Here is a 21,572-nt window from a genome sequence, read left to right on the forward strand (position 1 = left end):
ATGACCGGCATCATGACCACCAGCACCGTCAGCAGCTGCCGCGCCCCGGGCGCCGACGCACCGGCCGGGACCTCGCGATGAGGGGCCGGGCGAAGCCCCCGTCGGCGCCCCTGCCACAGCGGGACGGGATCGACCCGGTGCGGGTACGGCTCCCTGAGGATCCGGGCGGGGAGTGGGCGACGGTCCGTGACCATCTGCTGGCGCGGTTCGGCGGTGCGATCGGGGCGGACCGGGTGGACGCCATGCTCGCCGAGGGCAGGTTCGTCTCGGTGCAGGAGCCCGTGGCGCCTGACGAGCCGTACACGGCGGGCCGGTATCTCTGGTTCCACCGGGACTTCGCGCCCGAGGAACCGGTGCCGTTCCCCGTCGGTGTCGTGTACCGCGACGCGCATCTCGTCGTCGCCGACAAGCCGCACTTCCTCGCCACGACACCGCGCGGCCGGCACATCACCGAGACAGCCGTGGCCCGGCTCCGCCGTGAGCTGGATCTGCCGTCGTTGCAGCCCGCGCACCGGCTGGACCGGCTGACGGCGGGCCTGGTGCTCTTCGTCGTACGGCCCGAGGACCGGGGCGCGTACCAGACGCTGTTCCGCGACAAGCGGGTGCGCAAGGAGTACGAGGCGGTGGCACCGTACGACCCGGCGCAGACCTTCCCGCGCACCGTACGCAGCCGGATCGTCAAGGAGCGCGGGGTGATCGCGGCACGGGAGGAGCCGGGCGAGGCGAACAGCGAGAGCTGGATCGAGCTGCTGGAGCACCGGGCGGGGCTGGGCCGCTACCGTTTGCTGCCCGCCACCGGGCGCACCCACCAGCTCCGGGTTCATATGAACAGTCTGGGCCTGCCGCTCGTCCATGATCCGGTCTATCCGGTGGTCGAACCGGAGGGGGTGACGGACGACTGGACGCGTCCGCTGCAGCTCCTTGCCCGGGTGCTGGAGTTCACCGATCCGGTCACGGGCGTGCCGCGCCGCTTCGAGAGCGGGCTGCGGCTCTCCGCGTGGCCGGACCGGTGATCCACTGACGTCAGTGCCCGCGGGCGATCCACTCGTCGAGGTGCGGCGCCTCGGCGCCGATCGTGGTGGAGTCGCCGTGTCCGGTACGGACGGTGGTGTCCGCCGGCAGTGCGAGCAGCCGGTCCCTGATCGACGCGACGATCGTCGGGAAGTGCGAGAACGACCGCCCGGTGGCACCGGGGCCGCCCTGGAAGAGCGTGTCCCCGGTGAAGACGGTGGACAGCTCGGGGGCGTACAGGCAGACCGCTCCCGGGGCATGACCGGGCGTGTGCAGGACCTGGAGTGTGGTCCCGGCGATCTGCAGCTCCTGGCCCTCCGCCAGTTCGGCGTCGGGCGTGCGGTGCGGGTGGGTCTGCTTCCACAGCGGCAGGTCGTCGGGGTGCAGCAGGATCGGCGCACCCGTGGCGTCGGCGAGGGCCGGGGCCGCGTCGATGTGGTCGTTGTGGGCGTGCGTGCAGACAATGGCGCGCAGCGTGCGGCCGCGGAGCGCGTCCTCGATAGCGACCGGATCATGGGCGGCGTCGATGACGATCGCCTCGGTGTCGTCGCCGATGATCCAGACGTTGTTGTCGACGTCCCACTCGCCGCCGTCGAGGGCGAAGGTGCCGGAGGTGACGAGGTGGTCGATGCGGGCCGTCATCAGAACACCACCACCGAGCGCAGCACGTCACCCTCGTGCATCCGGGTGAATGCCTGCTCGACGTCGCCGAGGCCGATGGTCTCCGTGACGAACGCACCGAGGTCGATCCGGCCCTGCTGGTGCAGGTCGATGAGCATCGGGAAGTCGCGCGAGGGCAGGCAGTCGCCGTACCAGGACGACTTGAGTGAGCCGCCGCGGCCGAACACGTCGAGCAGCGGCAGTTCGAGCTGCATCTCCGGGGTGGGGACGCCGACCAGGACGACCGTGCCGGCGAGGTCGCGGGCGTAGAACGCCTGCTTGTACGTCTCCGGGCGGCCGACGGCCTCGATGACGACATCGGCGCCGTTGCCACCGGTCAGGGCGCGGATCGCCTCGACCGGGTCGGTGGTGCGGGAGTTGACGGTGTGCGTGGCACCCATCTTCTTCTTCGCCGTATCCAGCTTGCGGTCGTCAATGTCCACCGCGATGATCCTCGCGGCGCCGGCCAGCCGGGCACCCATGACGGCTGCGTCGCCGACGCCGCCGCAGCCGATGACGGCGACCGAGTCGCCACGGCCGACCTCGCCGGTGTTGATCGCGGCCCCGATGCCCGCCATGACGCCGCAGCCGAGCAGTCCGGCGGTGGCCGGGGAGACCTCGGGGTCGACCTTGGTGCACTGGCCCGCGGCGACCAGGGTCTTCTCCGCGAACGCTCCGATGCCGAGCGCGGGCGACAGCTCGGTGCCGTCCAGCAGCGTCATCTTCTGCTTGGCGTTGTGCGTGTTGAAGCAGTACCAGGGGCGGCCGCGCCGACACGCCCGGCACTGCCCGCAGACCGCACGCCAGTTGAGGACGACGAAGTCGCCGGGCTCGACGTCCGTGACCCCCTCGCCGACGGACTCCACGATGCCCGCGGCCTCGTGGCCGAGCAGGAACGGGAAGTCGTCGTTGATGCCGCCCTGCTTGTAGTGCAGGTCGGTGTGGCAGACGCCACACGTCTGGATCTTCACCACGGCCTCACCGGGACCGGGGTCCGGGATCACGATCGTCTCGACCCGTACCGGCTCGTTCTTTCCCGGTGCGATGACCCCTTGCACCTGCTGCGCCATACCGTGGTCTCCCTTGTCGTGACGGTCCCGGCTTCTCTGATGTTCGACCGACATTCGAAGATCGAACACGAACAACCGTACGCGGTCGTGGGTGTCCCGGCAGCGGCGGCACGGTGGTGCGCGACAGGCGGCCCTCGGCGGAGGCTCCGCGGGGGCCGCCTGTCGGCGGGTCAGGCCTCCGTGTCGTGGACCCGGCGCCCTCCGACGTACGTCTGGAGGACGCGGGTGGCGCCGATCTCCTCGGGCGGCCCCGCGTACGGGTCGCGGTCCAGGACCACCATGTCGGCGAGGGCCCCGGCACGCAGCGAGCCGGTGTCGTCCAGGTGGTTCACATAGGCCGAACCTGCTGTGTACGCGGCGATCGCGGCCGTGAGTCCGATGCGCTCCCCCGGCAGGAAGACCGGCCCCTCGCCGTCCGGTGCGATCCGGTTGACCGCGGTGTGGATGCCGTGCAGCGGGTCGGCACTGCTGACCGGCCAGTCGCTGCCGGCGGCGACGGTCGCGCCGGAGCGGAGCAGTGCGCCGAACGGATACTGCAGCGCGGCCCGTTCGTCGCCCAGGAAGGGGATGGTCAGCTCGTCCATCTGCGGTTCGTGGGCGGCCCAGAGCGGCTGGATGTTGGCGGTGGCGCCGAGCTCCCGGAACCGGGCGATGTCGTCGGGGTGGACGATCTGGAGGTGGGCGAGGTGGGGGCGGGTGTCGGTACGGCCGTTGGCGGCACGGGCGGCCTCGACGGCGTCGAGTGCCTCGCGCACGGCGCGGTCGCCGAGGGCGTGGAAGTGCGCCTGGAAGCCGAGGGCGTCCAGTTCGGTGACATACCGGCGCAGTTCGACGGGGTCGACGAAGCTGGTGCCGCTGTTGGCGGTGGCGCAGCCGCAGGCGTCGAGGTACGGGGTGAGCAGGGCGGCGGTGCCGGTTTCGGCGACCCCGTCCTGCATGATCTTCACCGAACCGGCGCGAAACTGCCCGAAGGTCAACTCCTGCCGCCTGGCGACGAGTTCGGGGATCTGCTCGGCGCCGCGTTCGCGGTCCCACCACAGGGCGCCGACGACCCGGGCGGTGAGCGAGCCGTCGCGGGCGGCGGTCAGATAGGCGTCGGACACGTCGTCCATCGAGCCGTAGGCACCGACGATGGCGTCCTGCCACGCGGTAATCCCGTACGAGTGGAGCAGGCGCTGGGCACGGAGCAGGCCGGCGAGCCGGTCGGCGGGGGTGGAGTGCGGGGTGTGGCGGGCAACCAGGTCCATGGCGCCCTCCTGGAGGAGTCCGGTGGGCTCGCCCCGGTCGTCGCGCTCGATGCGGCCGTCGGCGGGGTCCGGGGTGTCCCGGGTGACGCCGGCGAGCGTCAGGGCGCGGGTGTTGGCCCAGGCGCCGTGGTGGTCTCGGTTGACCAGGAAGACGGGCCGGTCGGGTACGACGGTGTCGAGCTGGTCCCTGGTCGGGCTGCCGCCGTCGAAGGCCTCCATGGACCAGCCGCCGCCGGTGATCCACTCCTGGTCGGGGTGGCTGTCGGCGTACGCCCGCACGGCGGCGAGCGTGTCCGTCGCCGTGCGGGTGTCCGTGAGGTTGCACTGGGCGAGCTCGAGACCGGCCGAGACGGGGTGGACGTGTGCGTCCTGGAAGCCGGGGACGAGCAGCCGCCCGGCGAGGTCGACGACTTCGGTTCCGGGGCCGATCAGTTCGCGCACCTCGTCGTGGCCGACGGCGGTGATGCGGTCGCCGGTGACGGCGACGGTGGTGGCGCGGCTGCGCGCGGCGTCCATGGTGAGGACCGGGCCGCCGGTGAGGACGAGATCGGCGGGGGCGTGGTGCATGGGTTGTTCCGTTTCGGTGAGGGCCGTGCGGGGGGTGAGAGTGGCGGGAGTACGGGGGTCAGGCCATTTCGACGACTGCCGGTTCGGTGACTGCCGGTTCGGTGGCGGCGAGGGAGCGGCCGGTGGTGAAGTACGGGGACTTCCTTACCCACTTGGCCCAGGCCGCCGCACCCACACCGGTCAGCAGCATGACCGCCGGGCAGAACAGCATGAACCAGCCGTTGTCCGGGTTGATCTCGAAGTGGTCGGCGGAGGTGTAGAAGGTCCAGCAGAGATAGCCGCCGAGGCCGAGCAGCGCGACGGCACTGAGCACCGGGATCACCACGGCCCGCAGGGCCTCGGTCCAGCTCTCGCGCAGCGCCCCGCGGAAGCGGGCGGCAGCAGCCAGTGCGGTGAGCGCGTAGTACAGCGAGACGACGACACCGATCGCGTTGACGGAGGCCAGGATGAGGTCGCCGACCTTCGGAATGACCAGGGACAGGACGGCGACGGCGGCGGCGATGCAGCCGATCGCGATGGTTCCGGCCACCGGTGTGCCGTACCGCGGGCTGACCTTGGTCCAGATCGGTCCGAGGGTGCGGTCCCGGCTCATCGCGAACATGCCGCGCACGGTCGGAATCACGCCGGACTGGAGCGAGGCGATGGCGGAGAAGGTGAGGGCGATCAAGGGGAGTGCGGCGAGCGGCTGGGCGGCGAGCCGGTCGCCGAAGTAGGTGAGTCCCTGGGCGCCGTGTCCGGTCAGCTCGTCCAGCGAGAGGACACGCTGGAAGGCGAAGGAGCCGAGGAGGAAGAGGCCGAGCATGGTGACCAGAGTGATGAGTCCGGCCTTGGAGGCATCCTGCGGGTCGCGGATCTCCTCGTTGACGCTGAACGACGACTCGAACCCCCAGTAGCAGAAGACCGAGAGAAGAAGCCCCTGGGCGAGCTGCTGTCCGGAGGGGATGGTGAACGGGTTGATCCAGTCCAGGCTGAACGGGTGCGATCCGACGGCCAGTCCGTATCCGCAGAACCCGAGCAGCACGGCGTACTCGAAGACGAGGAGGTACTTCTGCAGGTTGGCAGCGGACCTGGTGCCGATGATCGCGGTGACGGTGACGGCGATGAGGACGACGATGCCGAGGACGGTCGACTGGGCGGTGGAGCCCGGGTCGAGGCGAAGCCCGGCGAGCTGGTGCAGCCCGCCCTCGCTTGCGAGTTGGAGCAGTGCGGAGCCGGTGACGGTCGTGGTGTACGAGAGGAAGACGACCGTGGAGACGATGCCGATCCAGCCGACGAGGAAGCCGAGCCAGGGGCTCAGGGAGCGGCCGACCCAGACATAGCCGCTGCCCATGTTGGGCTCGACCCGGTTGAGCCGGGAGTAGGCGCCCGCAATGCCGAGGATGGGAAGGAACCCCAGCAGCATGATGATCGGCAGGTGCAGGCCGACGGCGCCGGCGGTGACGCCCAGGCCGATGCCGATGCTGGTGGTCGCGGCGGTGGAGGAAGCGGCGATGGCGATTCCGTCGACGACGCCGAGGCTCTTCTTGAGGGTCGAGGCGGCTGGTGGGTCGCTGCCGTAGGGGGTGGGTGAGACCGTCAAGGTGGCTCCTTCGCCGAGGGGCGCTTTTCGGCCCCGCTGGCGGAACATCGAACTCCTCGGGGGTTCCGCGCGTCAACACCGTTGTCATAAGGTGCCCGCATGAGCGCGAGCGAGCGGGTGGTGCCCGAGAGCGCACGGCGCCGCAGGCGTCCCACCAAACAGGGCACGGTGCTGTCGGAGCAGCTGATCATCGAGACGGCGCTGCGGCTGATCGGCGAGCACGGGGCGGCGGCGCTCACCGTGCGCCGGCTGGGTGCGGCGCTGGGCTGCGACCCGAGCGCGGTCTACCGGTACTTCCGGGACACGGACGACCTGCTGCTGGCGGTGGCCGACGAGCTGATCGGCCACACCCTGCGCGACTGGCGGGCCAACGGGGACTGGCGGGCCGACCTGCGCGACTTGGGGCTTCGCATGCACGCCAACTGCCTGGCGCATCCACAAGCGGCGATGCTGACGTGTGCGCGGGTCACCGGTCGTACGCATGAGATCCAGGCCGTGGAGACCATCCTCGGGCTTCTGCGCGGGGCGGGATTCCCGGACGGGGAGGCGGCGCGGATCTACCACGTGTTCGTGGACCTGACGCTGTCGTTCGCCGCCTTGGACGCGTCGACGCTGGTGCTGTCGGAGCGGGCTCGCGCGCTGGAGGTCCAGGCGTGGCAGGAGACGTACGCACGACTGCCGGCCGCCGAGCATCCGAACATCGCGACGATCGCCCCGGTCCTGGTGGCGGAGATGAGCCGGAGCGGGTACGGGGCGGCGCTGGAAATGGTGCTCGCGTCAGCCGCCGGCCGGCTGCAGCATGTGAAGTCCGGGCACTGACCGACGCGTCCGGGCCCTGGCCCCCCGAATCCGGGCCGCGGCCCGCGGTTCCGGGGCGGGTCCCCGCACGACGCGTGCCCGCGGTCTCAGGGGGCGAGCACGTCCAGTTCGTGCAGGGCGCCCACCGCGATCTCCTTCGTCAGCCGCTCCGCCTCCGCGACGTCGCCCTCCCGCACCGCTTCCGCGAGCCGTACGTGGAGCGTGACCGCCGCAGGGTCCGGATCCTCGAACATCACCTGGTGGTGGGTGCGTCCCGCCAGCACCTCCGCGACGACGTCCCCGAGCCGCGCGAACATCTCGTTGCCGGAGGCGTTGAGCACGATCCGGTGGAACGCGATGTCGTGCTCCAGGTATCCCTCCAGCTGCTGGCCGCGTGAGGTCGCGACCATGCCGAGTGCGCACTCGGTGAGGGCGGCGCACTGCTCCGGCGTGGCGTGCCGGGCGGCGAGTCCGGCCGCGACCGGTTCGATCGCCGAGCGCAGGACGGTCAAGGAGCGCAGCTGGCGCGGCCGGTCGGTGCCGGCCAGTCGCCACCGGATGACCTGCGGATCGTAGACGTTCCACGCCTCGGTCGGCTGTACGGTCACGCCGACCCGGCGCCGGGACTCGACCAGGTGCATGGATTCGAGGACCCGGATCACTTCGCGGACGACCGTGCGCGAGACGTCGAAGCGCTGGGCCAGCTCGTCGGTGCGCAGCACCCGGCCCGGCGGGCACTCCCCCGCGGCGATCTCCAGACCCAGGGTGTCCAGCACGTGTGTATGCAGCCCGGGGCCCTGTGTGGTCATGGGCAAAGCCTACGGGGCACGCACCTCGAACAAAAAGTACGACTTTTACGTCACAGAATCTTGAATAAGTCGTACGTATAGGTTTCAGTAGCGCGACGGACCGGTGTCGAGGACGACATCGACGGAGACAGCGAGGCACCACCAATGAGCACCCCCCACGTAGTCGTGGTGATGGGCGTGGCAGGGACCGGCAAGACCACGATCGGTCCCCTGCTCGCCGCCGAACTCGGCGTTCCGTACGCCGAGGGCGACGACTTCCATCCCGCGGCGAACATCGCCAAGATGTCGGCCGGCACCCCGCTGGACGACTCCGACCGGTGGCCCTGGCTCGATGCGATCGGGCAGTGGGCTCACGACCGGGCCGGACTCGGCGGTGTCGTCAGCAGCTCGGCGCTCAAGCGGGTCTACCGCGACCGGCTGCGCGCCGAGGCCCCCGGTGCCGTCTTCCTCCACCTGACCGGCGACCGGGCCCTCATCAAGGAGCGCATGGCGGACCGCAAGGGCCACTTCATGCCGACCGCGCTGCTCGACTCGCAGTTCGCCACCCTGCAGCCGCTGCAGGAGGACGAGGCCGGCGTCTCCGTCGATGTGTCCGGCACCCCCGAAGAAATCACCCAGCGAGCCGTCGCCGCGCTGCGCCGGCTCGAAGACTAAGGATCCCCACCGTGACCAGTCTCAGCGTCGAGATGTTGGCAGCGGACGCCGTCGAACCGATCACTTCGGCAGGCAACGCGCAGTTGGGCATTGCCGTCCTGGCCGGCATCGCCGTCATCGTTCTGCTGATCACCAAGTTCAAGTTGCACGCGTTCCTCGCGCTGACCATCGGCTCGCTGGCCCTCGGCTCCTTCGCCGGTGCCGCGCCCGCCAAGACGATCGCCAGCTTCACCGCCGGTCTCGGCTCGACCGTCGCGGGCGTCGGTGTCCTGATCGCGCTCGGCGCCATCCTGGGCAAGCTGCTCGCCGACTCCGGCGGCGCGGACCAGATCGTCGACACGATTCTCGCGAAGGCGGGCGGGCGCGCCATGCCGTGGGCGATGGTCCTCATCGCCTCGATCATCGGTCTGCCGCTCTTCTTCGAGGTCGGCATCGTGCTGCTGATCCCGGTCGTGCTGCTTGTCGCCAAGCGCGGCAACTACTCCCTGATGCGGATCGGTATCCCGGCACTGGCCGGTCTCTCCGTGATGCACGGGCTGATCCCCCCGCACCCCGGCCCGCTGGTGGCGATCGACGCCCTCGGCGCCAACCTCGGTGTCACGCTGGCGCTCGGTGTCCTGGTCGCCATCCCGACCGTGATCATCGCGGGGCCCGTCTTCTCCCGTTACGCCGCACGCTGGGTGGACATCGAGGCGCCCGAGAAGATGATCCCGCAGCGTCCGTCGGAGGACCTGGAGCGTCGCCCCAGCTTCGGCGCCACGCTGGCGACCATCCTGCTGCCCGTCGTGCTGATGCTGGCCAAGGCCCTCGTCGACATCGTCGTGGACAACCCGGAGAACCACGTCCAGCGGGTCACCGATGTGATCGGCTCGCCGCTGATCGCGCTCCTCGCGGCCGTCATAGTCGGAATGTTCACGCTGGGCCGGGCAGCCGGTTTCAGCAAGGGCCGGCTCTCCGTCACCGTCGAGAAGTCCCTCGCCCCGATCGCGGGCGTGCTGCTGATCGTCGGTGCGGGCGGTGGCTTCAAGCAGACCCTCATCGACGCCGGTGTGGGCCAGATGATCCTGGACTTCTCCAAGGACTGGTCGATCCCGGCGCTGCTGCTGGGCTGGCTGATCGCCGTCGCGATCCGGCTCGCGACCGGCTCGGCGACCGTGGCCACGATCTCGGCGGCCGGTCTGGTCGCCCCGCTCGCCGCCGACATGTCGACGTCGCACGCTGCGCTGCTGGTCCTCGCCGTCGGTGCGGGCTCGCTCTTCTTCAGCCACGTCAACGACGCCGGTTTCTGGCTGGTGAAGGAGTACTTCGGGATGAGCGTCGGCCAGACGGTGAAGACCTGGTCGGTGATGGAGACCATCATCTCCGTGGTCTCGCTCGGCTTCATCCTGCTGCTGTCGCTGGTCCTCTAGTGCCGCGGCAGGCAACGTTTGCCCGTAAAGGAGCGGCGTCCGGTGCGTGCTGTCGGCGTGCCGGCCGGAAGCCCTCGTACTGGATGTACTTGGGTTTTCGGCCGGTGCGGCGAGAGTGCGTGCCGGGCGTCGCGACGGGGCGAACGTTGCCTGTTGGGGCACTAGTGCCGCGCCCGGCAATGTGTGCCCCATGAGGAACGGCGTCTGGTGCGTGCGATCGCACGCACCAGACGTCCCCAGGGCGACGGGCCTCAGTGGTGGACCGCACCGCTTTCCGCAGCCTTCTCCAACTGGAACGCCTCGTGCCCAGGCCGATGAGCAGCGCGGCGACGACGACTCCGGGCAGCAGCCAGTTGAGCACCGAGCCTGGACCGGATCCGACGAGTACGTCGAAGTCCCCCAGGAGCCGATCGCGAGGAACAGGCCGGCGTAACCAACGGCGAGGAACATCACCCAGGAGACGACGATCTGCGGGCGGCTGGTCTCCTCTGCGTACACCGGCGCCTGTTCGAACCCGACGAACGCGGGCCCATCCGGCCGCGGACGGGGTCTCGGCGAGAGAGACGACGCGGTGGCCACGGCGGTCCCAGTCATGGCCGGTGGCGACCAGCAGGGATCGGGCCCTGGTCCACCGCCCCTGGGTGAACTGTCCTCGTACGTCGATGAGTTCGGTGTCGTCGAGTGCCGCGTCGAAGGGATGGCCGGAGCGCCCGCCCCGTCTTCGGGAGCGGCCCAGGTGAGGCGGGGGCGGCGACACCGCCGGCTTCCTTTACGGCACGAGTACGAGCACGGTACGGGCCTGGCGCAAACACGTACGAGGTGGGTACAGACATGCCGAACGCGCCACAGCAAAGCGGTAGGCGGGGCTCCACATCAAGAGCCGGATCGATCAACTGCGCCCATTTTCAGCTCGGTTGTGTCTGCGCTGTTGTCGTCGGTCGCCGGCTCGTTCCCTCCTCCGCCGGCGGCTGCACGCGCCACGGCGACACCAGCCGCTCCCTGATCCGGCCAGATGCGGACGCCCCTCCGCCGTGCGATGCACCGCATCCGACGCCGCGGGCCGGTCCGCCAGGGATGACATGACGGGACACCCCTCAGGCGCCGACCGCCTCTGCCGCGGCGCGGCCCGCCACCCGCCCGGAGAAGATGCAGCCGCCGAGGAACGTCCCTTCGAGCGAGCGGTAGCCGTGCACCCCTCCGCCGCCGAATCCGGCCGCCTCCCCCGCCGCGTACACACCGGCGAGCGGCGTGCCGTCCTCGGTCAGCACCCGCGACGAGAGGTCCGTCTCCAGTCCGCCGAGCGACTTGCGGGTGAGGATGTTCAGCCGCACGGCGATCAGCGGGCCGGCCTTCGGGTCGAGGATGCGGTGCGGTGCCGCCGTACGGATCAGCCTGTCGCCCAGATAGGTGCGGGCCCCGCGGACCGCCGTGATCTGGAGATCCTTGGTGAACGGATTGGCGATCTCGCGGTCCCGGGCGGTGATCTCGCGGCGCAGCGCGTCCGCGTCGATCAGCTGCTCGCCGGTGAGCGCGTTCATGCCGCGGACCAGCGCGTCGAGGTCCTTCTCGACGACAAAGTCCACGCCCTTGTCCATGAACGCCTTGACCGGGCCCGGCACGTCGGCGCGCGCCCGGCCGATCACGTCACGGACCGACTTCCCGGTCAGGTCGGGGTTCTGCTCGGAGCCGGAGAGCGCGAACTCCTTCCCGATGATCTTCTGGTCGAGAACGAACCAGGTGTAGCCGTGGCCGGACTTCATGATGTGTTCGAGGGTGCCGAGCGTGTCGAAGCCAGGGAACAGCGGGACCGGCAGCCGCTTGCCGCGGGCGTCCAGCCAGAGCGAGGAGGGGCCCGGCAGGATCCGGATGCCGTGCTTGGCCCAGATCGGGTTCCAGTTCTCGATGCCCTCGGTGTAGTGCCACATCCGATCGCGGTTGATGTGGTGGGCGCCCGCCTCCTCGGTGATCGCGAGCATCAGCCCGTCGACATGGGCGGGCACCCCGGAGAGCATCTTCGCGGGCGGGGTGCCGAGCCGCTCGGGCCACTGGGCGCGGACAAGGTCATGGTTGCCGCCGATGCCGCCGGAGGTGACGATCACCGCCTGTGCCTTCAGCTCGAAGGTGCCGGTCGCCTCGCGGCTGCTCGCCGTACCGCGCTCGGCGCCGCTCGGTTCCAGGACTTCGCCGGTCACGGTGTCGACAGCGCCCGCGGTGCGGCCGAGACCGGTGACCCGGTGGCGGAACCTCAGCCGGACAAGCCCCTTGGTGACGCCCTCGCGGACCCGGCGTTCGAACGGAGCGACGACACCGGGGCCGGTGCCCCAGGTGATGTGGAAACGGGGTACCGAGTTGCCGTGGCCGGTCGCGCCGTAACCGCCGCGTTCGGCCCAGCCGACGACGGGGAAGATCCGCAGCCCCTGGGCGTGCAGCCAGGACCGCTTCTCCCCGGCCGCGAAATCGACGTACGCCTCGGCCCACTTCCGTGGCCAGTGGTCCTCCTTGCGGTCGAACCCCGCCGTGCCGAGCCAGTCCTGAAGGGCCAACTCCTGGCTGTCCTTGATCCGCATGCGGCGCTGCTCGGGCGAGTCGACGAGGAAGAGACCTCCGAAGGACCAGTGCGCCTGACCGCCGATCGACTGCTCGGGCTCCTGGTCGAGCAGGATCACCGTGCGGCCCGCGTCGACGAGCTCGGCGGTGGCCACGAGACCCGCGAGTCCTGCCCCGATCACGATCACATCAGCGTCGTACGCCATGGGTTCCATCCTTGTCGGGGCGGGCCGGAGCGAACCGGAAGTTACTCGTGCGTCAGATCTTGGGCACCGGCCGGTGCGGCGTCAACCGCCCGGTCGGCGGCGCTCCGGCCGCACCCCTGCCACCGAGGCGCTATCGTCGAAACAAATCACCCTCCCCTGGCCGGACTTGAGGAAGGGAAGCGTGTCGGTGCTGGTCCTCGTACTTGCCGTGAGCGCTGCCTGCTGTCTGGGATTCGGCTTTGTCCTGCAGCAGGCCGCTGCCGAGCACGCCCCGAGGAGCGACTTCCTCTCCCCCCGGCTGCTGCTCGACCTGATGCGGGTGCCGAGCTGGCTGGCCGGGATCGGACTGATGGTCTGCGGCATGGCGCTGGGGGCGCTGGCCCTGGGCAAGGGCGAGGTGTCCGTCGTCGAGCCGCTGCTGGCGACCAATCTGCTCTTCGCGATGGCTCTGTCGCGCCATCGCACCGGGCAGCGGCTGGGCCGGCAGGGCTGGGCGGGGCTCTGGCTGCTGGCCGGCGGGGTCACCGCTTTCCTGCTGGGAGGCCGGCCGCAGGGTGGCGAGGTGATCACGAACGAGCTGCGGCACTGGCTGGTGATCGGTGTGGTCGTGGGCATAGCCATGACGCTGACCACGTTCGCGAAGCGCTCGCAGCACGGAGCTGCCCCCGCTCTGCTCGCGGTGGCGGCCGGGCTGCTGTACGGCCTCCAGGACGCGCTGACCCGGGTGAGCGGACAGCGGCTGTCGGACGGGGGGTGGACGGCACTGGTGACGGCCTGGCAGCCGTACGCGGTGGTGGTGCTGGGCGTGACGGGTCTGATCCTGGTGCAGAGCGCCTTCGAGACGGGGCCGCTGCGGACGTCGCTGCCCGCGCTGACCGCCGCCCAGCCGCTGGCCGGGATCGCCTGCGGGGTCGGGTTCCTCGGCGACCAGCTGCGCACCGACGCGGCCGCGCTGGCCTGGCAGGCGACGGGTCTGACGGCGATCGTCGTCGGGATCGTGCTGCTGGGGCTGCATCCGGCGATGCCGGAGGGGCGCGGCCACCATCACCGCAGGCGCAGCCTCCAGCCGTACTGACGGGCGGCCGGGCGGCCCGCTGCCCGTCCTTCGGCGGCGGTCGCCGTGCCCGGTTACGGCGCGTCCAAGTGGGGCGGCCGCGGCCTCACGAAGGTCGGCGCGGTGGAGCCGGGCACGGCGAAGGTGCGGGTGAACTCCGTCCACCCGGGCACGGTCTGCACGCCGATGACCGCGGCGGTCGGCATCCAGCAGGGCGAGGTCAACCACCCGAACACCGCGATGGGCCGGGTCGGCGAGCCGTCCGAGATCGCCCAGGCCGTGACCTTCCTGCTCTCGGACGCCGCCTCCTGCATCACCGGCGCCGAGCGCGCCGTGGAAGCGCTGGACCACCAGTGCGACCGTGCAGTACGTCATGGGTCAGTGATCCCCGGCCGGGTCCGGGACTCCGGCCTGAGGTTGGATGGGTGGCATGACTGCTGCTGACGAGATCCTGGACATCGTCGACGAGAATGACGAGGTCGTGGGGCAGGCCTCGCGCGGTGAGGCGACCGCGCGAGGCCTGCGCCATCGCTGCGTCTTCATCGAGGCCCGGGACGCCGAGGGCCGTCTCTTCGTGCACCGCAGGACCGCGACCAAGCTGGTCTTTCCCTCGCACTACGACATGTTCGTCGGTGGGGTGGTCGGCGCGGGCGAGTCGTACGACGAGGCGGCGCTGCGGGAGGCCGAGGAGGAGCTCGGGGTCTGGGGGCTCCCCCGCCCCGAACCGCTCTTCAAGTTCCTCTACACGGGCGGAAAGCACACCTGGTGGTCGTACGTCTACCAGGTGCGGTGCGAGCTTCCGGTGAACCCGCAGGTGGAGGAGGTCGCCTGGCACACCTTCCTCACCGATGGCGAACTGGCGGAGCGGCTCGGCGACTGGGAGTGGGTGCCGGACGGTCTGGAGACGTACCGCCGACTGCGGGAGTACCGGGCAGGCCACGCTCCGACGGGCGGTCGGCGACAAAGTGATCGATAAGGTTCGGGCGTGAAAGAGTTCGTACAAGGTGTGAAGCTGTGGTTTGCGCCGCTGCGGATCCGTGAAGAGGGCGATACCCCCGACTACCGCTTCTCGCTCGCCAACGAACGCACCTTCCTCGCCTGGATCCGGACGGCCCTTGCGCTCATCGGCGGCGGGTTCGCCGTCGACCAGTTCCTGCCGGGACTGGCCTGGGGGGTCAGGGCGGGGTTGGCGCTCGGACTGCTCGCCGCCGGTGTCTTCTGTTCCCTGCGGGCGGTCAACCACTGGGTGCAGTGCGAGCGGGCGATGCGGCGCGGCGAGGACCTGCCGGTCTCCCGGTTCCCGACGCTGCTCAGCGTCGCTGTCGCCGGCGTCGCCGTCGCGATGGTGGTGGTGGTCCTCTTCGGCTGGGAGGGCCGGTGACCACCGAGGAGCGGGACCCCGGACTGCAGCCCGAGCGGACCCGGCTGGCGTGGCGGCGCACCACCTTGTCCTGCACGGTGGTGGCACTGCTGGCGGGCAAGGCGGCGCTGCACGGGGGTGCGACCCCGGCCGGGATCGTTGCCGTGTCGCTGAGCGCACTGGCCTGGCTTGCGTTTCTGCGGGTGGCGCACCGGCGGGTGCTGGGGATGGGGACCGCGCGGCCGCAGCCACTGGCACCGCGCAGCGCCTTGACGGCGGCCGCGTGCACGATCGCGCTCGCGGTGTTCGCCGCGGCAGTGATCTTCTGAGGAGTGCGCCGGTCAGTCGTCCCAGGGGACAGTAACGACGATCTTTCCGCGGGTGCGTTCCTCCTCGTTGAGGCGCTGGGCGTCGGCGGCCTGCTCCAGCGGAAAACGGCCTCCGGTCCGGACTGGAGGTGGCACTCCCTTGCCTTCCAGTCGACCGGGTTGACGGCAGCGGCCCGCACCTCAGACGGTGGCCGCGTCGAGGGGCGGGTCGGCCATGAGGATCGGGGCCGGCCGGACTTCGTCGATCAACAGCGCGGTATTCCTCCGTGAACCCCATTCAGGGATGCGAATAGCGTCAGGGGTTTCGACCCACTCGGCACGGAGTCCACGCACCGGATTCCGGGAGTTCGCTGGACGACATACCGACTGGTCGGCATCATGAGCACCGACGTCTTTTCACCCCGGAGGTGCGCACGATGAGCTCAGCCCATCCGCCAGGTCTCGACCTGGACCGGCTCCGCGGACACCTCGACCGCGAGCGGCCGGGTCTGGTGAACGGACCGCTCGAAGCCCGGCTCGTCGAGGGCGGCCGCTCCAACCTGACCTACGTCGTCACGGACGGCACGGGCCACTGGGTCGTCCGCCGGCCTCCGCTCGGCCATGTCCTCGCCACCGCGCACGACATGAAGCGTGAGCACCGTGTCATCAGCGCGCTGCATCCGACGGCCGTGCCGGTGCCCGAGCCGCTGCTGCTCTGCGAGGACTACTCCGTCATCGGATCGCCCTTCTACGTCATGGAGTACGTCGAGGGGACCCCGTACCGCACCGCCGAGCAGCTCGCCCCGCTCGGTGCCGAGCGCACCCGCGAAGTCGTCCTGGGCCTGGTCGACACGCTGGTGGAACTGCACGCCGTGGACCCGGAGCCGGTGGGGCTCGGCGACTTCGGGCGCCCCGAGGGGTTCCTCGACCGGCAGCTGCGCCGCTGGGGCAAGCAGCTCGACGCCTCCCGCAACCGCGAACTGCCCGGTATCGACGAGCTGCACGCCGCGCTCGGGCGCGAACTGCCCGTCTCCCCCGCGCCCACCGTCATCCACGGCGACTACCGCCTGGACAACGTGCTGATCGGCTCCGACGACCGGATCAAGGCCGTCCTCGACTGGGAGATGTCGACGCTCGGCGACCCGCTGACCGACCTCGGTCTGCTGGTCATGTACAGCTCCGACCTGGGTCTGCCCACGTCCGCGGTCTCGACCACCAGCGGAGCGGCCGGCCACCCCACGCCCGCCGAACTGATCGAGCGCTACGCGGCCCGCTCCGGCCGGGACACCTCCGCCGTCTCCTGGTACACGGCGTTCGCGTGGTTCAAGCTCGCCGTGATCCTGGAGGGCATCCACTACCGCTACACCCTCGGTCAGACCGTCGGCGCCGGCTTCGACCGCATCGGCGATCTCGTCCCCGTCTTCATCGAGCACGGCCTCACGACCCTCCAGGAAGGCTGATCACCCCATGGACTTCGCATTCGACGCCCGTACGGAAGAGCTGCGCACCAAGCTGCTCACCTTCATGGACGAGCACGTGTACCCGGCCGAGACGATCGCGCACGAGCAGCGGGCACTGCTCGCCTCCCCGTGGGACACCCCGCAGATCGTCGAGGACCTCAAGGCCGAGGCGCGCAGGCAGGGTCTGTGGAACCTCTTCCTGCCCGACGCGGAGCACGGTGCCGGTTTGACCAACCTCCAGTACGCACCGCTCGCCGAAATCACCGGCCGTTCCCCGCAGTTGGCGCCGACCGCGCTCAACTGCGCGGCGCCGGACACGGGCAACATGGAGGTGCTCTTCCAGTTCGCCACGGACGAGCAGAAGAAGCAGTGGCTGGAGCCGCTGCTCGCCGGGGAGATCCGGTCGGCTTTCGCCATGACGGAGCCCGAGGTGGCCTCATCGGACGCGACCAACATCGAGACGCGGATCACGCGCGATGGAGGGGGCACCTCCCGCTCGAGCGAAGCCGAGAATGGGGGAGACTACGTCATCAACGGCCGCAAGTGGTACATCTCCGGGGCGATGAATCCGGACTGCCGGATCTTCATCGTGATGGGCAAGACGGACCCGGACAACGCCGACATCCGCCGCCAGCAGTCGATGATCCTCGTCCCGCGCGACACGCCCGGCCTCGAAGTGCGGCGCGCCATGCAGGTGTACGGGTACGAGGACCATGCCCACGGCGGTCACGCGGAGGTCGTGTTCAACGATGTGCGGGTGCCCGCGACGAACCTGATCGGCGAAGAGGGCGGCGGTTTCGGCATCGCCCAGGCGCGCCTGGGTCCGGGCCGGATCCACCACTGCATGCGGCTGATCGGAATGGCCGAGCGGGCCATCGAGCTGATGTGCAAGCGGGCGGTGTCCCGTACGGCCTTCGGCAAGCCGCTCGCGCAGCAGGGCGTCGTGCAGAACTGGATCGCGGACGCGCGGGTCACGGTGGAACAGCTGCGGCTGCTGGTGCTGAAGACGGCATGGCTGATGGACACGGTGGGCAACCGGGGGGCGCACACGGAGATCCAGGCCATCAAGATCGCCACCCCGCGTGCGGTGGTCGACATCCTCGACCAGGCGGTGCAGTTGCACGGCGCGGGCGGTGTGAGCCAGGACTTCCCGCTGGCGGAACTGTGGGCGGGGGCGCGGACGCTGAGGCTGGCGGACGGACCGGACGAGGTGCATCAGCGGTCGCTGGCGCGGCGCGAGATCAAACGGTACGTGTAGCGGGGCGGCGCTGGCCGCAGCCGCGCCATGTCCTGCGAAGCCGGACGGGCCGAGCAGCTGCCCGTCCGGCCCGTGGATGGAGTCGGACCGCACTCGGGAACCAGGAGCCGGCCGGGCGGATGCCGCTCCCTCGCCTCTGATCCGGCGTCAGGGGCGCAGGGCGCGCAGCAGCAGATCCGCCAAGTGGTCCGCGACCTCCTGCTGGCTCAGCGGACCGTCCGGGCGGTACCACGTCGACAGGTGGTGCACCGATCCGAAGTGGTAGTCCACCACAAGATCCGCCGGCGTCGCCGTGGAGAACACCCCGCTCCGCTGCCCCTCCTCCACCAGCGCCCGGAACCGCTCGTGATAGCGGCGCCGCTCCACCCGTACCTGCTTGTTCTTCTCCGGGCTCAGATGGTGCATCGAGCGGAAGAAGATCGCCGCGTCGTCGAGGTTCTCGATCGTCGTGACGACCACGTCCGCCGCCGCGTCCCGCAGCCGCTGCTCGACCGGCGCCTCCGCGTCCGCGAACGCGTCGAGGCGTTCCTGCTGGAGTCGCAGCACCCGGGAGTAGACCTCCTGGAGGAGATCCTCCTTGGAGCCGAAGTAGTGGTAGAGCGCGCCCTTCGTGACGCCTGCCGCCTCGACGATCTCCTGGACCGACGTCCGGTCGTAGCCCTGCTCCGCGAAGAGCCGGGTGGCGGCGGCCAGCAGCCGCTGAGGGACGGGGGCGTCGTTCCCGTCCGTCGTTCTGGCCATGGCCGCCACCTGCCTATCCGTAATGAAGTCGCACACGTTCTCATGCTGGGAACGCATTTCCCGCCTGAGGATCTTCCCACTTGCCGTCCTGGGAAGTCCGGTCAGGATCCAGTGCCGCTCCTTGGAGTACGCACCCAGTTCCTCGGGTTCGACCGAGGAGCCGGGTCGCAGGCCGGCGTACGCCCGGACGGTCTCGCCTCGGTATGCGTCGGGGACGCCGACGACGGCCGCCTCCCGGACCGCCGGGTGGGTGTACCGGACATCTTCCACCTCGCGCGGCCACACCTAGTGCCGCGACCGGCACTAAAGCGTGTTTCGCAAGGAGCGTCGTCCGCCCGTAGGGCGGGCCGGGCGGTGTCTGGCGCGTGCGATCGCAAGGCGGAGGGTTGCCCCGATACGGGGCGTATCGGGGCGAGCCCGACAACGCAGCGAGCGTGCGTGCCAGACGCCGCCCGGCAGACGGGACTTTCGAAACACGCCCTAGAAACCGGAGGCGTTGATCACCCGGTGGGCGCGTCGGTGTCGGACTCGGTCATGCGCCGGTCTCCTCCCACTTCTGCTGGAGGTGGTTCATATTGCTGAGCCAGTGGTCGGTGTCCTTGGTGCGGGCCCGGTAGTACCCGGCGACCTCGGGATGCGGCAGGACGAGAAAGCGGTCCTCTGCCATGGCGTCGAAGAGGGCGTCGGCGACATCCTCCGGCTCGATGGCGCTGGGGGCGAGGACCAGCTCGCCGGCCGAACCGGCGGCGGTGAGCATGTCCGTACGCACGCCCTGCGGGCAGATCGCATGAACCTTGATGCCTCGGTGGCGGTAGGTCAGCGAGAGCCATTCGGCGAAGGCGACGGCGCCGTGTTTGGTGACGCTGTACGGCGCGGCACCGATCATCGTCAGCAGTCCGGCGGCGGACGCGGTGGTGACGAACCGGCCGCTGCCGCGCTCCAGCCAGTCCGGGAGCAGCACTTTGGCCGCACGGACATGGGCCATCACATGGACGTCCCAGGCCGCGGCCCAGACCTCCTCGTCGGCGAAGACGTCACCGGGCGAGGCGAGACCGGCGTTGGCGCAGTAGATGTCGACGGTGCCGTCCAGCGCGTCCCGGGCGGCGTCCACGATCTGCGAGGCGTCTCCGGCGACGGCGGCGCCGCCGATCTGCTCGGCGAGCGCCTTGATGCGGCTCTCGTCGAGGTCGTTGACGACGACCCTGGCGCCGTCCGCGGCGAATCTGCGGGCCAGAGCGGCACCGATGCCGCCCCCGGCCCCCGTAACCACTACGCCCGCGCCCTGCACCGTACTCATCGGGTTCCGCCTCTCTCAGCCGACTGCCCCAGCAGACTAACCAGTCGGTATGTCCTCGGGGAAGGGTCCGGCCGCCAGCTTGTCGCCACTCCTGTCACACCGCTCTCGTCCGCCTCGTTCCATGCGGCCCTATGTGCGCGCTAGCGTGCGTGACCATGACAGTCGGAGCGATCATGGAGGTAGCCGAATGAGCCTGTCCAGACGTGGTTTGCTTGCCGCCGGTGGTGCAGTGGGAGCCCTCGCGGCGACGGCTGCCGGAACCGGGAGCGCGGCCGCAGGCCCCCTCCCCGGCACGGGGCAGGGCTCCGGACGCAATCGGGTCCGTACCGGCTTCGACCGGCTGGCGGCGGACGGCTATGCGCTGTTGAAGGGACAGAAGGTCGGGATCGTCACCAACCCGACCGGAATCACGTCCGACGTGCGCCACATCGTCGATGTGATGCACCCGGACGAGCGTGTGAACCTGGTCGCGGTCTTCGGCCCCGAGCACGGCTTCCGCGGCACGGCGCAGGCGGGCGGCTCGGAGGGGCGGTACGACGACCCGGCAACCGGACTCCCCGTCTACGACACGTACCTGAAGAGCGGAAAGCCGCTCGCCGATGTCTTCACCGCGTCCGGCGTGGACACCGTCGTCTTCGACATCCAGGACGCGGGCGCGCGCTTCTACACGTACATCTGGACGCTCTACGACTGCATGGAGGCGGCGGCGCTCGCGGGCAAGCGGTTCGTCGTCCTGGACCGGCCGAACCCGGTGACCGGGCGGGCCGCGCTGGGGCCGGTCCTCGACCCGGCGTTCTCGACCTTCGTGGGGCGCCGGGAGATCGCGCAGGCCCACGGCATGACGGTCACCGAACTGGCGCTGCTCTTCAACTCGGAGTTCCTGGCCGCGCGGCCGGTCGAACTGGACATCGTGAAGATGTCGGGATGGCGGCGCGCGGACTTCTTCGACGGCACCGGTCTGCCGTGGGTGCCGCCGAGCCCCAACATGCCGACGCCCGACACGGCGCTGGTGTACTCGGGCACCTGCCTGTTCGAGGGTACGAACCTGTCCGAGGGGCGGGGGACGACCCGGCCGTTCGAACTCCTCGGCGCGGAGGGGATCGACCACCGGTGGGCGGCGGCCGCGAACGCCCTCGACCTGCCCGGAGTCGCTTTCCGCGAGGCGTACTTCGCCCCGACGTTCTCCAAGTTCCAGGGGAAGACGGTCGGTGGGGTACAGCTGCATGTCCAGGACCGGGAGATGTTCGATCCGGTGCGCACGGGGATCGCGCTGCTGGTGACGGCGAAGCGGACGTGGAGCGGGTTCGCCTGGCGCCCGGACAACTGGATCGACAAGCTCACCGGCAATACGCGGGTCCGCACGATGATCGATGCGGGGGCGGACACGGATGAGGTGGTCGGGGCGTGGGAAGCAGATCTTGCCGCGTTCCGGGCGGTGCGGATGAAGTACCTGCAGTACCGGTGAGGTGAGCCGGGCGGGCCCGGGAGTGCGGGCCCGCCCGGTGAACCGGTCCCGTGCTCGAACGCCGGACGGGCT

Annotated in this window: 19 protein-coding genes and 5 pseudogenes; 12 read left to right on the forward strand and 12 right to left on the reverse strand. The window is 70.3% G+C overall.

Going from position 1 to position 21,572, the window contains the following annotated elements; all coding sequences use genetic code 11:
• The first annotated feature begins 77 nt into the window (after window positions 1–77).
• A complete protein-coding gene (locus tag AB0N06_RS01795; protein ID WP_366132799.1) occupies window positions 78–1,013 on the forward strand; it encodes a pseudouridine synthase in 936 nt (311 codons plus the stop codon).
• A gap of 10 nt (window positions 1,014–1,023) precedes the next feature.
• On the opposite strand, the gene AB0N06_RS01800 is transcribed toward AB0N06_RS01795, so the two are convergent.
• The 4 genes from AB0N06_RS01800 to AB0N06_RS01815 form a co-directional block, all read right to left on the reverse strand.
• Window positions 1,024–1,653 (reverse strand): MBL fold metallo-hydrolase, encoded by a 630-nt coding sequence (locus tag AB0N06_RS01800; protein WP_366132800.1) that lies wholly within the window; start codon window positions 1,651–1,653, stop codon window positions 1,024–1,026.
• Complete coding sequence (locus tag AB0N06_RS01805) at window positions 1,653–2,741, reverse strand: S-(hydroxymethyl)mycothiol dehydrogenase (protein WP_366132801.1); 1,089 nt, start codon at window positions 2,739–2,741, stop codon at window positions 1,653–1,655. The genes AB0N06_RS01800 and AB0N06_RS01805 overlap by 1 nt, the downstream gene beginning before the upstream one ends.
• Before the next feature lie 170 nt (window positions 2,742–2,911).
• Complete coding sequence (locus tag AB0N06_RS01810; protein WP_366132802.1) at window positions 2,912–4,555, reverse strand: amidohydrolase; 1,644 nt, start codon at window positions 4,553–4,555, stop codon at window positions 2,912–2,914.
• A gap of 58 nt (window positions 4,556–4,613) precedes the next feature.
• Entirely contained in the window at window positions 4,614–6,134 is a 1,521-nt protein-coding gene (locus AB0N06_RS01815; RefSeq protein WP_366132803.1) for an APC family permease, read from the reverse strand.
• Between the two features lie 99 nt (window positions 6,135–6,233).
• Between AB0N06_RS01815 and AB0N06_RS01820 the strand changes: the two genes are divergently transcribed.
• The gene (locus AB0N06_RS01820) at window positions 6,234–6,953 is read left to right on the forward strand and encodes a TetR/AcrR family transcriptional regulator (protein WP_366132805.1); all 720 of its coding nucleotides are present in this window, start codon (window positions 6,234–6,236) and stop codon (window positions 6,951–6,953) included.
• A gap of 86 nt (window positions 6,954–7,039) precedes the next feature.
• Here AB0N06_RS01820 and AB0N06_RS01825 read toward each other — a convergent pair whose 3' ends face one another.
• Window positions 7,040–7,741 (reverse strand): FadR/GntR family transcriptional regulator, encoded by a 702-nt coding sequence (locus AB0N06_RS01825; RefSeq protein WP_358858084.1) that lies wholly within the window; start codon window positions 7,739–7,741, stop codon window positions 7,040–7,042.
• A 144-nt stretch (window positions 7,742–7,885) separates the two neighbouring features.
• On the opposite strand from AB0N06_RS01825, the gene AB0N06_RS01830 reads away from it, so the two are divergent.
• A complete protein-coding gene (locus AB0N06_RS01830; RefSeq protein WP_366132806.1) occupies window positions 7,886–8,395 on the forward strand; it encodes a gluconokinase in 510 nt (169 codons plus the stop codon).
• Window positions 8,396–8,406: 11 nt separating this feature from the next.
• Window positions 8,407–9,804: a gluconate:H+ symporter gene (locus tag AB0N06_RS01835; RefSeq protein ID WP_366132807.1), complete on the forward strand. Its 1,398-nt coding sequence runs from the start codon at window positions 8,407–8,409 to the stop codon at window positions 9,802–9,804.
• Between the two features lie 352 nt (window positions 9,805–10,156).
• On the opposite strand, the pseudogene AB0N06_RS01840 reads toward AB0N06_RS01835, so the two are convergent.
• The 3 genes and pseudogenes from AB0N06_RS01840 to AB0N06_RS01850 all read right to left on the reverse strand — a co-directional run.
• A pseudogene (locus tag AB0N06_RS01840) lies at window positions 10,157–10,413 on the reverse strand (hypothetical protein); the annotation flags it as partial.
• Window positions 10,331–10,561: pseudogene (locus tag AB0N06_RS01845) on the reverse strand (hypothetical protein); the annotation flags it as partial. The pseudogenes AB0N06_RS01845 and AB0N06_RS01840, both read right to left, overlap by 83 nt.
• Before the next feature lie 337 nt (window positions 10,562–10,898).
• A complete protein-coding gene (locus AB0N06_RS01850) occupies window positions 10,899–12,557 on the reverse strand; it encodes an FAD-binding dehydrogenase (protein WP_366132808.1) in 1,659 nt (552 codons plus the stop codon).
• Between the two features lie 181 nt (window positions 12,558–12,738).
• Here AB0N06_RS01850 and AB0N06_RS01855 point away from each other — a divergent pair, with 181 nt between their 5' ends.
• The 5 genes and pseudogenes from AB0N06_RS01855 to AB0N06_RS01875 all read left to right on the forward strand — a co-directional run bounded on the left by AB0N06_RS01855 (window position 12,739) and on the right by AB0N06_RS01875 (window position 15,300).
• Complete coding sequence (locus AB0N06_RS01855) at window positions 12,739–13,632, forward strand: DMT family transporter (protein ID WP_366132809.1); 894 nt, start codon at window positions 12,739–12,741, stop codon at window positions 13,630–13,632.
• 51 nt (window positions 13,633–13,683) lie between these two features.
• Window positions 13,684–13,996: pseudogene (locus AB0N06_RS01860) on the forward strand (SDR family oxidoreductase); the annotation flags it as partial.
• Window positions 13,997–14,041: 45 nt separating this feature from the next.
• Window positions 14,042–14,587: an NUDIX domain-containing protein gene (locus AB0N06_RS01865; protein WP_366132810.1), complete on the forward strand. Its 546-nt coding sequence runs from the start codon at window positions 14,042–14,044 to the stop codon at window positions 14,585–14,587.
• A gap of 9 nt (window positions 14,588–14,596) precedes the next feature.
• A complete protein-coding gene (locus tag AB0N06_RS01870; protein ID WP_366132811.1) occupies window positions 14,597–14,992 on the forward strand; it encodes a DUF202 domain-containing protein in 396 nt (131 codons plus the stop codon).
• Window positions 14,989–15,300 (forward strand): DUF202 domain-containing protein, encoded by a 312-nt coding sequence (locus AB0N06_RS01875; RefSeq protein WP_366132812.1) that lies wholly within the window; start codon window positions 14,989–14,991, stop codon window positions 15,298–15,300. Before AB0N06_RS01870 ends, AB0N06_RS01875 begins: the two co-directional genes overlap by 4 nt.
• A 12-nt stretch (window positions 15,301–15,312) precedes the next feature.
• Here AB0N06_RS01875 and AB0N06_RS01880 read toward each other — a convergent pair.
• A pseudogene (locus AB0N06_RS01880) lies at window positions 15,313–15,405 on the reverse strand (hypothetical protein); the annotation flags it as partial.
• Window positions 15,406–15,716: 311 nt separating this feature from the next.
• On the opposite strand from AB0N06_RS01880, the gene AB0N06_RS01885 reads away from it, so the two are divergent.
• Entirely contained in the window at window positions 15,717–16,739 is a 1,023-nt protein-coding gene (locus tag AB0N06_RS01885) for a phosphotransferase family protein (protein WP_366132813.1), read from the forward strand.
• Window positions 16,740–16,746: 7 nt separating this feature from the next.
• Complete coding sequence (locus AB0N06_RS01890; protein WP_366132815.1) at window positions 16,747–17,997, forward strand: acyl-CoA dehydrogenase family protein; 1,251 nt, start codon at window positions 16,747–16,749, stop codon at window positions 17,995–17,997.
• 147 nt (window positions 17,998–18,144) lie between these two features.
• On the opposite strand, the gene AB0N06_RS01895 is transcribed toward AB0N06_RS01890, so the two are convergent.
• The 3 genes and pseudogenes from AB0N06_RS01895 to AB0N06_RS01905 all read right to left on the reverse strand — a co-directional run bounded on the left by AB0N06_RS01895 (window position 18,145) and on the right by AB0N06_RS01905 (window position 20,035).
• Window positions 18,145–18,738, reverse strand: a complete 594-nt coding sequence (locus AB0N06_RS01895; RefSeq protein ID WP_037701539.1) for a TetR family transcriptional regulator — start codon at window positions 18,736–18,738, stop codon at window positions 18,145–18,147.
• A gap of 48 nt (window positions 18,739–18,786) precedes the next feature.
• Window positions 18,787–19,023 (reverse strand): annotated as a pseudogene (locus AB0N06_RS01900) (long-chain fatty acid--CoA ligase); the annotation flags it as partial.
• Window positions 19,024–19,270: 247 nt separating this feature from the next.
• Window positions 19,271–20,035 carry an SDR family oxidoreductase gene (locus tag AB0N06_RS01905; RefSeq protein ID WP_366132816.1) on the reverse strand — a complete coding sequence of 255 codons (765 nt, stop codon included), beginning with the start codon at window positions 20,033–20,035 and terminating at the stop codon, window positions 19,271–19,273.
• A 187-nt stretch (window positions 20,036–20,222) separates the two neighbouring features.
• Here AB0N06_RS01905 and AB0N06_RS01910 point away from each other — a divergent pair, with 187 nt between their 5' ends.
• Window positions 20,223–21,500 carry a DUF1343 domain-containing protein gene (locus tag AB0N06_RS01910; protein ID WP_366132818.1) on the forward strand — a complete coding sequence of 426 codons (1,278 nt, stop codon included), beginning with the start codon at window positions 20,223–20,225 and terminating at the stop codon, window positions 21,498–21,500.
• Window positions 21,501–21,572: the final 72 nt, after the last annotated feature.

The organism is Streptomyces sp. NPDC051020 (genome assembly GCF_040683105.1).
Classification (GTDB): Bacteria; Actinomycetota; Actinomycetes; order Streptomycetales; family Streptomycetaceae; genus Streptomyces.

Excerpts from the sequence above, each read along its gene's own strand:
- AB0N06_RS01795 (WP_366132799.1), top strand. The coding sequence starts at position 78 with ATGAGGGGCCGGGCGAAGCCCCCGTCGGCGCCCCTGCCACAGCGGGAC.
- AB0N06_RS01800 (WP_366132800.1), bottom strand. The coding sequence starts at position 1,653 with ATGACGGCCCGCATCGACCACCTCGTCACCTCCGGCACCTTCGCCCTC.
- AB0N06_RS01805 (WP_366132801.1), bottom strand. The coding sequence starts at position 2,741 with ATGGCGCAGCAGGTGCAAGGGGTCATCGCACCGGGAAAGAACGAGCCG.
- AB0N06_RS01810 (WP_366132802.1), bottom strand. The coding sequence starts at position 4,555 with ATGCACCACGCCCCCGCCGATCTCGTCCTCACCGGCGGCCCGGTCCTC.
- AB0N06_RS01820 (WP_366132805.1), top strand. The coding sequence starts at position 6,234 with ATGAGCGCGAGCGAGCGGGTGGTGCCCGAGAGCGCACGGCGCCGCAGG.
- AB0N06_RS01825 (WP_358858084.1), bottom strand. The coding sequence starts at position 7,741 with ATGACCACACAGGGCCCCGGGCTGCATACACACGTGCTGGACACCCTG.
- AB0N06_RS01830 (WP_366132806.1), top strand. The coding sequence starts at position 7,886 with ATGAGCACCCCCCACGTAGTCGTGGTGATGGGCGTGGCAGGGACCGGC.
- AB0N06_RS01850 (WP_366132808.1), bottom strand. The coding sequence starts at position 12,557 with ATGGCGTACGACGCTGATGTGATCGTGATCGGGGCAGGACTCGCGGGT.
- AB0N06_RS01865 (WP_366132810.1), top strand. The coding sequence starts at position 14,042 with ATGACTGCTGCTGACGAGATCCTGGACATCGTCGACGAGAATGACGAG.
- AB0N06_RS01885 (WP_366132813.1), top strand. The coding sequence starts at position 15,717 with ATGAGCTCAGCCCATCCGCCAGGTCTCGACCTGGACCGGCTCCGCGGA.
- AB0N06_RS01890 (WP_366132815.1), top strand. The coding sequence starts at position 16,747 with ATGGACTTCGCATTCGACGCCCGTACGGAAGAGCTGCGCACCAAGCTG.
- AB0N06_RS01895 (WP_037701539.1), bottom strand. The coding sequence starts at position 18,738 with ATGGCCAGAACGACGGACGGGAACGACGCCCCCGTCCCTCAGCGGCTG.
- AB0N06_RS01905 (WP_366132816.1), bottom strand. The coding sequence starts at position 20,035 with ATGAGTACGGTGCAGGGCGCGGGCGTAGTGGTTACGGGGGCCGGGGGC.
- AB0N06_RS01910 (WP_366132818.1), top strand. The coding sequence starts at position 20,223 with ATGAGCCTGTCCAGACGTGGTTTGCTTGCCGCCGGTGGTGCAGTGGGA.